The sequence below is a fragment of the Candidatus Tumulicola sp. genome (assembly GCA_035601835.1).
Taxonomy (GTDB): Bacteria; Vulcanimicrobiota; Vulcanimicrobiia; order Eremiobacterales; family Eremiobacteraceae; genus DATNNM01.
Map to the genome: position 1 here is coordinate 14,773 of DATNNM010000005.1, position 11,801 is coordinate 26,573.

The window sequence follows — 11,801 nt, forward strand, 5'->3', positions numbered from 1 at the left end:
CCGGGGCATGAGACACCGCAAGGCCAACAAACGGCTCGGTAGGAACGACGACCATCGACGCGCGCTGCTGCGCAACCTGGTGACCTCGTTGTTCACGCACGGCAAGATCGAGACCACGACCGTGCGCGCCAAGGAGGCGGGGCGCGTCGCGTCGCGCCTGATCACGCGCGCGAAAAAGGGCGACCTCCAAAGCCGCCGTCTGGTGGCCTCGTATCTGACCTCTGCGGAAGTGACGAAACGGCTCATGGACGTCATCGCGCCGACCCTGGCCGGCCGCCAAGGCGGCTATGTGCGCGTCGTTCGGACCCGCATCCGAAAGGGCGACGCGGCCGAAATGGCCCAGCTCGAGCTCTTGCAATAGCAGGCATTGGGCCCGTGAGTGCGAACCAGACGCCGATGAATAATGTCGTGTTGCAGAATGCCTGGTGGTGGTGGGTACGCGCCCGCCATGCCGATTAGCGTATTCTCGTAGTGCCGGGGCTTTAACCCCGGGGAGATCGGACAAAGTGGCGGGCTCGAAAAAAACCGAGCCCGTTTTCTTTTTGCCACTGAACCGCAACTAATGTAGCGACCCGAACGAAGTTCGGGTGTAGCGTTCCGAGCGAAGCTCGGAGGACAAACGAAATGAAGACGATCGAGCAGTCAGGCCGAACCGACGTGACGATCCGCAAGATCGTGGCCGACGGCATCACGCCGATCGCGGCGTTTGCGACGCTGCGCGCGGCGCATCCCGGGGTCGCGTTCCTCTTCGAGAGCGCGCCCGGCGCCGGCATGTCGGCACGGCATTCGATCATCGGCTTGGGCTGCCGGGCTGAGGTGCAAGCCGTTGACGGACAAATTCGCACGAGCATCGACGGTGAGACGCTCGACCATCACGGCTCGGCGTTCGACGCCGCCCGGGAGATGTTGCGGCGCTTGCTGCCGGAGCGGGAGACGCTGATCGAAATGCCGTTCCTGGGCGCGTACGGCGCCGCGGCATTCGAGTTCTCCGGCTACTTGGAGCGCTTGCCGCGCCTGGAGCGGGGCAGCGACCCGATGCCCGACCTCCATCTCGTGGTGCCCGAGACGCTCGTGGTGTTCGATCACTTCAGCCATTCGGTGAGCATCGCAGCGCTGGGCGAGGCCGCTGAATCGGTCGCAAGCGGACTGGTCGCCGAACTCGCGGAGGCGCGCATCAGCCCATTGCAGCGCGCTGCGCGCGCTGGTCCGCTCAAAGCGCGCGTTCCCGAACTGCCGTTCTCCGAAGCGGTAGAACGCGGGCGCGAAGCGATACTGGCGGGCGAAGCATATCAAGTCGTGCTGTCGCAGGGTTGGGAGATGGAGCAGCGCGGAGATCCGTTCGACGCGTATCGGGCGCTGCGCGCGATCAACCACTCGCCCTACATGTTCTTCCTCGATCTCGGCTGGGGGCAACTGTTCGGCTCCTCGCCCGAAGTCCTCGTGAGCCTGCGCGAGCATCGGGCGCGGGTGCGTCCGCTGGCGGGGACTCGCGCTCGCAGCGGCGATCCGGAAGCCGATCGCGCGATCGCCGCGCGGCTGCGCCGCAATCCGAAAGAGCGCGCGGAGCACGTGATGCTCGTGGACCTGGGACGCAACGATCTGGGCCGGGTGAGCGAGTACGGCAGCGTGCGCGTCACCGAACTGCTGGGGATAGAAAGCTTCAGCCACGTGATGCACTTGGTGTCCGACGTCGTCGGGAACGTGCGTGAGGAACTCGATGCATTCGACGTGTTCGGCGCTGTGTTTCCGGCCGGCACCGTCAGCGGCGCGCCCAAGATCAGAGCCATCGAATTGATCGCGGAACTGGAGGGCCGCAGACGCGGCTTCTATGCCGGCAGCGTGGGGCGCTTCGGATTCGACGGTTCGCTCGACGCATGCATCACGCTGCGCAGCGCGCACGCATATGACGGCGCGTACCATCTTCAAGCCGGCGCCGGCATCGTGGCGGAGTCCGCATCGGACCGCGAGGATCAAGAATGCCTCTCCAAAGCGGCGGCGGTGGTCGCTGCGATTTCGGGAGCTGACGTATGAAGCGCGAAGTGCTGATCCTCGACAACTACGATTCGTTCACGTACAACTTGGCGCAGATGATCGGCGCGATGGGCGTGACGGTGCGCGTGCAGCGCTCCGACGCCGTCTCCATCGACGCGCTGGCGACGGCGCCTCCGGCTGCGCTCATCATCTCGCCGGGGCCTGGCACGCCGGATCGAGCCGGGCACTCGCTCGCGGCGATCGCCGCCTTGTACGAGCGTATCCCCATCCTCGGAGTATGCTTGGGACATCAGGCCATCGGCGCGGCGTTCGGCGGCCGCGTGGTGCGGCTGCCCGCGGTCATGCACGGCAAGACGTCATCCGTCAGGCATACGGGCGGGGAGCTTTTCGCCGGCGTGAGCTCACCGTTTCGCGCGACGCGCTACCATTCGCTGGTGGTCGCGGGCGACTCGATTCCTCAAGACCTGGAGGTCATCGCCCAAAGCGAGGATCACCTCGTGATGGGGTTGCGGCATCGGCGCTACCCGGTCTTCGGCGTGCAGTTCCATCCCGAGTCGGTGCTCACGGCAGTCGGCCCGCGCATCGTGCGCAACTTCTTGGGCATGGCAGGGTTTTCGCGATGAGAGCCGAGGCTGACGCGCCCGCGCAGAGCGTCTCAATCGTGGAATACATCCGCGCGGCTGTGGCGGGCAAGCATCTGAGCGCCGAGGAGGCGAATCGCGCGGTCGGCGCGATCATGGACGGCGCAGTGACGCCGGCGCAAGTGGCGGCCCTGCTCGTGGCGCTGGCGCTCAAGGGCGAGACAGCGGAGGAGATCGCCGGTGCGGCGAGCGCGATGCGCTCGCATGCGTTGCGCGTGAAGACTTCGCGCGCGCCGTTGCTCGACGTGTGTGGGACCGGCGGTGACGGGTCCGGCTCGTTCAACATCTCGACAGCCGTGGCATTCGTGGTCGCGGGGGCAGGCGTGGCGGTCGCCAAGCACGGCAATCGCGCGATGAGCAGTCGCTGTGGCAGCGCCGACGTGCTCGGCGCTCTCGGCGTGCGCATCGACGCGCCGCCGGAGGTATCGCAGGCGCTCCTCGAGCGCGACGGCATCGCGTTCTTGTTCGCTCAGGCGCACCATCCGGCGATGCGATACGTCGCCCCGGTGCGGCGCGAGATCGGCGTGCGGACGATCTTCAACGTGCTCGGGCCTCTCACGAACCCAGCGGGCGCGACGCACCAGGTCGTCGGCGTGTCGCATCCGGGCGCGCTGCGCCTGGTGGTGGAAGCCTTGGCGCGTCTCGGCAGCAAGCGCGCTGCCGCCATCCATGGCTGCGATGGAATGGACGAGGCCACGCTGGCGGGGCCGACGCGGGTGGTGGAATGGAGCGGCGCCGAGCTCCGCGAGTACTCGATCCAACCTGCCGATGCCGGCCTAGCTGCGTCTTCGAGTGAAGCCATCGCTGGCGGCGACGCGGCGGAGAACGCCGCGCTGATCCGAGGCGTGCTCGAGGGCAAGAAAGGTCCGCATCGCGACGTCGTGCTGCTCAACGCCGCCCTGGCGCTCGTGATCGCCGGCGTCGCGCCGGACCTCGTTCGAGGGCGAACGCTTGCTGAGATCTCGCTTGACTCGCGCTCCGCGCTCGGCAAACTGGCGGCCTTGGTGGAAGCGAGCAACGCGTGAGCTATCTCGACGAGCTCGCCGCAAGCCGCAGGGCCGACGTCGAACGCCTGCAGCGTGAGGTTCCGCTCGAGCTCTTGAAAGCAAAAGCCATAGACCGGGAAGCGCCGCGCGATTTTGGCGCAGCTCTGCGCCGGCGTCGGCCGGCCGTCATCGCAGAGATCAAGCGTGCTTCGCCCTCGGCCGGGGCCATCGCGCCGGATATCGATCCGGGGCGTCTTGCCGCTGCATACGAACGCGCCGGCGCCGCCGCGCTCTCGGTGCTGACCGAGCCGCGATGGTTCAAAGGCAGCTTGGACGATCTCGTACTCGCGCGGCGCGTGTGCGCACTGCCCGTCTTGCGCAAAGATTTCGTGGTCGACGAGTATCAGGTCTGGGAGGCGGCCGCAGCCGGCGCCGATGCGATTCTCTTGATCGTCGCGGCGCTGCACGACGCCCAACTCAGATCGTTTTTGGGGTTCGCTAAAGAGGCAGGCATGGCCGCGCTCGTCGAGGTCCACGACCGGAAGGAAGCGCGCCGCGCGCAGAGCGCAGGCGCAACCCTGATCGGCATCAACAATCGCGATCTGCGCACCTTCGAAGTACGCCGCTCGACGGCCCTCGAACTCAGCCGCCAAATCAAATCTTTTTCTCCAGACGTTCTCCTCGTCGCGGAAAGCGGCTACACAAGCGCCGCCGATCTTGCGGAATGCGCCGCGGCGGGCATCGACGCGGTGCTGATCGGCGAGCATCTGATGCGCGCGCACGATCCGGAGGCCGCACTCCGCGACCTCGTTGCGGTCCGGCCTCATATTAAAATATGCGGAATGCAGTCAGCCGAGGAGGTGGAGATGTGCGTGGAGGCCGGCGCCGACGCGCTCGGATTCATCTTCGCGGACAGTCCGCGGCGACTAGACGTTGCTGGGGCGACGTCGCTGACCGCGCGCGTCCCACCGCAGGTTGCCTGCGTCGGCGTCTTTGCGAACTCGCCGCGTGCGCTGATCGAAGACGCCATCCGTTCGTGCCGGCTGGATCTGCTCCAATTCTCGGGAGACGAATCCCCGGAGTTTTGCGGCAGCTTTGGAGTGCCAACGATTCTGGTGGCGCACGACGCGATACCGGACGCACCGGCGCTGCAAAACGCGCGCGCGGTGGCGGTCATGGCGGATGCGCGCGTGCCCGGCAGGGCCGGCGGCACCGGCGTGCGGATGGCGCTCGCCAAGGCTCAACGCATGCGCGCTGAACACGCCGGCCATTTCATCCTCGCCGGTGGCCTTCGCCCGAACACCGTAGGCGAAGCGATCCGAGCGGTGCTACCGGATGGAGTGGACGTACGCTCAGGCGTCGAGGTCAACGGCGTCAAAGACGCCGGGTTGGTGAACGCGTTTGTCGCTGCGGCTAAGGAGGCATTGCATGCGCGAACCTGACGAGCGCGGATACTTCGGCGAATTCGGCGGGCGCTTCGTTCCAGAAGTGCTCGTGGAGCCGCTGCGGCAGCTTGAAAGCGACATGCGCGAAGCGTTTGCAGACGAAACGTTCTGGGCGGAATACCGGCGCCTGCTGCGCGATTACGTGGGCCGGCCGTCACCGCTATTCGAATGCGCCAATCTCACGCGCTTGGCGGGCGGGGCGAGGATCCTCCTCAAGCGCGAGGACTGCAACCACACCGGTGCGCACAAGATCAACAACACGATCGGTCAGGGCTTGCTCGCCAAGCGCATGGGCAAGACGCGCATCATCGCCGAGACCGGCGCAGGGCAGCACGGCGTCGCGGCGGCGACGGTCGGGGCGCTGCTCGGCATCCCGGTCGAAGTGTATATGGGTGAAGTAGATGTTGAGCGCCAGTCTCTCAACGTCTATCTGATGCGGCTGCTCGGCGCGACCGTGCATCCGGTGTCGAGCGGTTCCCGCACCCTCAAGGACGCCACCAACGAAGCGTTTCGCGACTGGGCGGCAAGCGCGCAGAACACGTTCTACGTCATCGGCTCGGTCGTGGGCGCGCACCCCTATCCGTTTATGGTGCGGGAGTTCGCGCGCGTCATCGGCGACGAAGCGCGCGCGCAATGCCTGGAGCGGTACGATAGGTTACCCGGGCACGTGGTCGCCTGCGTGGGCGGCGGCAGCAACGCCATCGGCATCTTCAGCGCTTTCCTGGACGATCTCCACGTGAAGCTGTGGGGCGTCGAAGCGGCGGGTCGCGGACTGGATCGCGTGGGCGCCCATGCCGCGACGCTCGTGGCCGGCAGCGTCGGCGTGTTGCACGGCGCGCGCACCAAGGTGCTGCAAGACCAAGCCGGACAGATCGCTCCCACCCATTCGATCTCGGCCGGCTTGGACTACCCCGGCGTGGGCCCCGAGCATGCGTACCTGCAATCGACCGGGCGCGTGACGTATCTCGGAGTGACCGACGACGAGGCGCGGGAGGCGTTCGGACTCCTGGCGCGCAGCGAAGGCATCATCCCCGCGCTCGAGAGCGCGCACGCCGTGGCGTACGCCGTGCGCTTCGCCAAGGACTCAAGCCCCGATGAGATCGTGCTCGTGAACCTATCGGGCCGCGGCGACAAAGACGCAGTCCGCTTCGCAAACGAGCCATGATCCCACAAGTCTTCGAACGTTGCGCGCGCGAACGACGCGCCGCGCTGATCGCGTACCTGATGGCAGGTTTCCCGTCCTTAGAAAGCACGCCGGAGTTGATCCGCGCGGCTGTGGCCGGCGGTGCAGATGTGATCGAAGTGGGTATTCCCTACTCCGATCCGCTCGCGGACGGGCCCACGATCCAGATGGCGGCTCAGCGCGCACTTGAGGGCGGGGCGGCGTTCGACGCGATGCTCGCACGTCTCACGGCTTCGAACCCGCGCTCACTCGGTGTGCCGTTGCTGGCCTTTTCCTATTACAACCCGCTGTTCGTGCGAGGCCTCGCCCGCAGCGCACAAGACCTTTTGGCCGCCGGCTTCGCGGGCGCGATCGTTCCGGATCTCCCGCCGGAGGAAGCGCAACCGCTGCTGAGCGCGTTCCAAGCATGCGGGCTGTCGGTGACCTTTCTCGTCGCGCCGACCACGCCGCTCGAGCGCGCGCGCGCCATCGCTGCTCAATGCACGGACTTCGTGTACGTCGTCAGCCGCATGGGCGTGACCGGAGCTAACAAGCAAATGGGCGCGAGCGTGCGGGCTTTGGTGGAGCGGCTGCGCCCGCTGACGGATAAGCCGCTGGCCGTGGGCTTTGGCGTTTCCTCGCCCCAGCAGGTCGCGGACGTTGCAGCGGCAGCGGATGGGGTCGTCGTCGGCAGCACGCTCATCGACTGCATCGCCCAATCGCGGCATCCGGCAAGGGACTTGCAAGCGCTGTGCGCGTCCTTGCGCGCGGCTTGCGCGATGTAGGGCGCCGCGTCCGTCCCTTTACGGGAAGCAGTACGAGTCGCTGGACGCGTCCCCGCCTTGCAACCGCACTTGGTGCGCGCGGCGATCGGGGAACTCGAGGAAGAACTTCGGGTCCGGCGCGATGCCGCCGCTTGGATTGACGTCGAGTTTCACCATCCAGCTCCGTATCCCGTCGGTATAGAACTGATCGTCCCACGTGCGATACAGGGAGTTGGTGAAATACACGCGCTTGCCGTCGCGGCTGACTTCGACCATCTGCGGCCCGCCGTTGAGCGCCAGCTTCGGCTTCGCCGGATGCGGCGAGCGATTGACGATTCCGCCTAAGCGCACCGAGCCGGTGAACTTCGGGTTCTCCGGGTCGGACACGTCGTACTGGCGCATCTCGCCCGTGCCCCAACATGATGCGTACAGGAACTTATCATCTACCGAAAGGTCGATGTCGGAGAGCAGCGGTGGGCACGCCTTGAATCCTTTGAGCAGGTCCGGAAGCTTCTCGGGGTCGGCGGGCTCGGCCGGGATGTCGATGACCTTCTTGACCGCCCACGTGTCCTTGTCGCGGTGCCACATCCAGATCGAACTCGACAGATCCTTGAGCGAGATGACCACGCCGACAAAACCATACTGTTTCGTCGGGTCGTGCGAGGGCCGAAGCTCGAGGACGAGTTGCTGCTCGGCGCCGAGATCGACGGCCTGCACGTGCTTGCGCCGGCGCAGGTCCCAGAAGTGGATGTGGTGACCGTATTTGCCGGCGAGCAGTAGCTCGGGGTTCAGGCCGGCCTCGATCATATTGGGCGTTCCCCACTCGCTCGTCACCATGACGTCGTGGCCGAGGTGCCACCAAAAGTCGTACGCGAAGAACTGCGGACCGCGGTCCACTTCCCAACGTCCGACCACCTCGAACGTGTCATGGTCCAGCAGGAAGACGCCGCCGGGGCCGTCGCCGCTTGGAGAACCGAGCGCGCTCATGTAAATGCCCTCAGGTCCGCAATGGACCGTGTGCGGCCGGGAGTACCCGGCGCGCTGCATGACCGTTTCTGGCTCGATCACTTTGACGATCTTCGGAGCGCGTGGATCTGGTTTGGTATCCATCACATAGATGCGCGACGAGCGTAGTCCCGGAATGACGAGAAAGCGGCGCTCGACGTGCGGATGCGGAGCGTACGGGCACAACGCCGAACTACACGCGTTCCAGCCGAAATGGTGCAGCTCATCGCCGGCTTTGGTCATCTCGACCTGATGGATGACGCTGCCGAAACTCTTCGATTTGGGATCGACGTCGACGACCGCCATCGCGTCGGGCTTGCCGTCGCCTTTCGCGTTCAACAGCGCCACGTATGCCAGCTCTTCAGGCGGCGCTTTCATGGCGAGTTTCGCGGAGGGGTAAAAGGTCGGATCGGGTTTCAGAAGCATGGCTCACCTTCTCACGGTCAAAGGGAGACCCACCGTTATACGAACAGCATCACAACCCCCGTCACGAAGAGCGCGGCAGCCCACAGCAGGTCGAGATTGAACCAGGCGGTGCGCAACAGGCTGAGCCCCAGCCAGCGGTAGACCACGAGCGCCGCTATCGTCATCGTCAGCAGGTACCCAAACGTGTGGACGATGACCGCGAGCAGTCCCGCATTTGGCGTCGACATCATCGTCATACCCGCACCCGCGTTCGACATCTGCGAGGGCGCGGTCACGATCGGCAAGAGCATGAGCCCGGCGCCGTGTCCGGTCGCCATGATGAAAGCCCAAAGCACGAGTCCCCAAAACCCGACTCGCATGCCGACCCAACGCGGATGACGGAAACGTACGAGCCTATATAGGCCAAAGGCGAAGAGCAACCCGGCCGCGACGAACTTGATCTCAGAGTGCGGAAAATGCGGTTCAGCGAGACTCGCGGCGGCGACGACGATGCCGATCGAAGCCGCGTGCCCGAGTCCGATCGGCAGCACAGCGCCGAGCACCGCACGAAGGCTTTTCTCTTGCATGCCGAGTGCCACGGCGAAGAGCCAGCCCATGCCGGGGTTGATGCCGTGGAAACATCCGAGCAGAAAAAGGATGAGCCACGGCCACAGGTCGTGCATAACCTTCCCTTAGGTCTTTTAGCCTACCTAACGAAGCGGACTTACTTCTTGGGCCAGTTGCAAGTACTGATGGACGAAGGCGATCGCCATGCTGCCTTCACCCACGCCGGCGGCGACGCGCTTGACGGATCCCGCCCGGATATCGCCCACGGCGAAGATCCCGGGGACGGAAGTCTCGACCAAATAAGCGTCGCGACTCCCCGCCCAACGACCGGACTTGAGGACGTCGGCGCCGGTCAGCACGAAGCCGCGCGAGTCGCGCGCGATCTCTTGGGGAAGCCAGTCCGTATCGGTGTCCGCCCCGATGAAGACGAAGAGGGCCGACGTATTCTTGCGAGTGGTCGCGTGCGTTTCACGATTGGCGATGTCGATCGCCTCGAGATGATCGCCGCCATGCACGCCGACCACTTCGGAATGCAGCTCCGTCCGGATGTTGGACTTCGTGTTCAGCTGCTCGATGAGATAGTAAGACATGCTTTTGGCGAGCGAACTGCCGCGTACGAGCAGCGTGATCGACTTCGCATGGTTGGCGAAGAAGAGCGCTGCCTGGCCGGCCGAGTTGCCCGCGCCGATGATGTAGATATCCTGGCCTTGGGTCGAGCTCGCTTCGCTGCGCGCAGCGCCGTAGTAGATGCCCCGTCCGGTGAGACGATCGGCGCCTTCGATCGAGAGTTTCCTCCATATCACGCCCAGCGCGAGGATGATGGTGTGCGCGCGCAAGCTCTCGCCTCCATCAAGTGCGATGGCGGTGGCGGCGGCATCGATCGCTTGCACGGTCCGGGTCACCACGATTTCCGCACCCAGGCGCTTGGCTTGTTGCAGCGCGCGACTGGCGAGCTCGTCTCCGGAAACGCCCACGGGAAAGCCCAGGTAATTCTCGATGCGCGATGACTGACCGGCCTGACCGCCGGGCGCGCGGCGCTCGATGAGCACGGTGCGCAAACCCTCGGATGCGCCGTAGGCCGCAGCCGCCATTCCGGCCGGTCCTCCACCGACGATCACGACGTCGTAATCGGCATGCACGGGCGCGACCGACAATCCCACGGCTCTCGCGATGTCGCGCGTCGAGGGAGCGTCCAACATCGTGCCGTCTTGCAGCCGCACGATCGGATAGCCCTTCGATCGCCCTTTGGCCACGGCGCTCGCGGCTGGATCATCAGGGGTCAGCCAGTCGAATGAGACCTGATTCCGGTGGAGGAAGTCGCGCAGCTCGTGACAGGCCGCGTCCCATCGCGGCCCGATGACCACTAACTCCGGAGGCGGCGGTTGCGCCGCGATGTCCTGAAGACCCTCGATGCGGTCTAACGCAGCGGCGCCTACGGTCGCAGAGATCTCGGGCGCGGTTGCGGCTAGCGTATGGAACTCCTTCGGTTCCACGCGAATGACCCGCGAGGGCTCCACCGCGCGAAGGGCGGCGAGAAACGGCGTGTTGAGCGCCACCGGAACCTCGCCGAAGAGGTCACCCGGTTTGCGGACGCCGACCACGCGCTCGACACCCTCGACGACTTTCGTCACCTCCAGCGTGCCCTCGACCGTGATGATAAGCGCGCGCCCTTCGCCCTCGTGCACGACGTACTCACCCGCAAGCACGTGGATGTCGGCCACGCTTTTCGCAAGATACTCGAGCTCGCGTTCGCCGAGTTTAGCGAAAAGCGGGAGAGCGCGTAATTCAGCGATTGTGATCATCGAGGATCAGGCGCGCACGGCGGCGCTCACGCCTGCGCGCAGCTGCTGCATGTAGCTCGAGGTGCCCGGGTCGGTCAGGTCGCTCAGATCGCACGGCATCGCCGCCGCGTCGCGAAAGGCCGCGGGTGTGAGAATATCCCCCGGTGGGATCGGCACGAGATTGCGCAAAACGATGTCGCAGCGCCCCACCCAATCGACCGCAACATCCTTCCATTTCTTGCCCGGCTCGGTTGCGACCATGACCGAGACCTTCGGCGCGATCCATTCAAGCGCAGTCGTTCCCTCGATCACGACGCCGCGCGCGCCCTTCCCGGCGAGATGATCGATCGCGCGCTGCACCGCGTCGGGCGCGCCCGAGCGCAAAGCGATGACCCATGCAACGGCGACAGCTCCGGCATTGGAGAGCCGCCACGTGTCGGTGTTGGGTTTGTGGATGGCACCCTCGTGGATGATCAGCCGGCTTGGGATCTTGGCGGACACCGTCTCGCACACGCCGCACGAGGCGCCGCGCCCGCAAATGCCGGCAGCCTCGGCCACAGCAAGAGCGGAACGGCCATGATCGTGGGCGGGATCGCGTTCGCCGTCGGCGACCGTCAGCTTGATCCCGCCGTAGCCCAGCCCATCGAGCGCGCGCAGCGCGACTTCGCAGGCGAGCGTCTTGCCCACGCCTGAGTGCGGGCCACCGACGATGACGATGTCCATTGGTGGGGTGGGTTCTTGGAGCGCCCGGAATGCTCCCGCGACGCTTGGCGCGTTGCGTGCCGCTGTCCGGAGGCGCCCGGCTTACCGGGAAGGAGTTGTCGGCGTAACGAATTGGAAGGTTGGCGCAGAATCCTCTCGCCCTTGGGAGACCAGATGCGAAGAGCGTTGATAGCTATCGGCGCGGCGGCTATGCTGGCGCCGTCGCGCGCATGGGCTGGCGACGTTGCTCAAATCGACGCGCCGCCGCTGGGCATCGTGCCGACCACGGCGACGCTCTCGCAGATCCTCAAGGAGCATGAAGCGGCGGTTGGGCGGCTCGCGCCAGGCACG

The 11,801-nt window shown here is 65.8% G+C and carries 11 protein-coding genes; 7 read left to right on the plus strand and 4 right to left on the minus strand.

Annotation, left to right across the window (positions count from 1 at the left end):
• The first annotated feature begins 7 nt into the window (after positions 1-7).
• The 7 genes from rplQ (at position 8) to trpA (ending at position 7,011) form a co-directional block, all read left to right on the plus strand.
• A complete protein-coding gene (rplQ, locus tag VN934_01615; GenBank protein HXM17489.1) occupies positions 8-361 on the plus strand; it encodes a 50S ribosomal protein L17 in 354 nt (117 codons plus the stop codon).
• 263 nt (positions 362-624) lie between these two features.
• A complete protein-coding gene (locus VN934_01620) occupies positions 625-2,031 on the plus strand; it encodes an anthranilate synthase component I family protein (GenBank protein HXM17490.1) in 1,407 nt (468 codons plus the stop codon).
• A complete protein-coding gene (locus VN934_01625) occupies positions 2,028-2,615 on the plus strand; it encodes an aminodeoxychorismate/anthranilate synthase component II (protein HXM17491.1) in 588 nt (195 codons plus the stop codon). The genes VN934_01620 and VN934_01625 overlap by 4 nt, the downstream gene beginning before the upstream one ends.
• The gene (trpD, locus tag VN934_01630) at positions 2,612-3,658 is read left to right on the plus strand and encodes an anthranilate phosphoribosyltransferase (protein HXM17492.1); all 1,047 of its coding nucleotides are present in this window, start codon (positions 2,612-2,614) and stop codon (positions 3,656-3,658) included. The genes VN934_01625 and trpD overlap by 4 nt, the downstream gene beginning before the upstream one ends.
• Positions 3,655-5,061 carry an indole-3-glycerol phosphate synthase TrpC gene (trpC, locus tag VN934_01635; protein ID HXM17493.1) on the plus strand — a complete coding sequence of 469 codons (1,407 nt, stop codon included), beginning with the start codon at positions 3,655-3,657 and terminating at the stop codon, positions 5,059-5,061. The genes trpD and trpC overlap by 4 nt, the downstream gene beginning before the upstream one ends.
• Positions 5,048-6,229, plus strand: coding sequence for a tryptophan synthase subunit beta (trpB, locus tag VN934_01640; GenBank protein ID HXM17494.1), 1,182 nt, complete (start codon positions 5,048-5,050; stop codon positions 6,227-6,229). Before trpC ends, trpB begins: the two co-directional genes overlap by 14 nt.
• Positions 6,226-7,011 carry a tryptophan synthase subunit alpha gene (gene trpA, locus VN934_01645; GenBank protein ID HXM17495.1) on the plus strand — a complete coding sequence of 262 codons (786 nt, stop codon included), beginning with the start codon at positions 6,226-6,228 and terminating at the stop codon, positions 7,009-7,011. The genes trpB and trpA overlap by 4 nt, the downstream gene beginning before the upstream one ends.
• 18 nt (positions 7,012-7,029) lie before the next feature.
• On the opposite strand, the gene VN934_01650 is transcribed toward trpA, so the two are convergent.
• Genes VN934_01650 through VN934_01665 form a run of 4 tightly spaced genes read right to left on the minus strand, consistent with a single transcriptional unit; the run spans position 7,030 to position 11,471 of the window.
• Positions 7,030-8,421: a selenium-binding family protein gene (locus VN934_01650; protein HXM17496.1), complete on the minus strand. Its 1,392-nt coding sequence runs from the start codon at positions 8,419-8,421 to the stop codon at positions 7,030-7,032.
• 35 nt (positions 8,422-8,456) lie between these two features.
• The gene (locus VN934_01655; GenBank protein ID HXM17497.1) at positions 8,457-9,083 is read right to left on the minus strand and encodes a hypothetical protein; all 627 of its coding nucleotides are present in this window, start codon (positions 9,081-9,083) and stop codon (positions 8,457-8,459) included.
• A 27-nt stretch (positions 9,084-9,110) separates the two neighbouring features.
• Positions 9,111-10,769 carry an FAD-dependent oxidoreductase gene (locus tag VN934_01660; GenBank protein HXM17498.1) on the minus strand — a complete coding sequence of 553 codons (1,659 nt, stop codon included), beginning with the start codon at positions 10,767-10,769 and terminating at the stop codon, positions 9,111-9,113.
• A gap of 6 nt (positions 10,770-10,775) precedes the next feature.
• Entirely contained in the window at positions 10,776-11,471 is a 696-nt protein-coding gene (locus VN934_01665) for a hypothetical protein (GenBank protein HXM17499.1), read from the minus strand.
• Between the last annotated feature and the right edge of the window lie 330 nt (positions 11,472-11,801).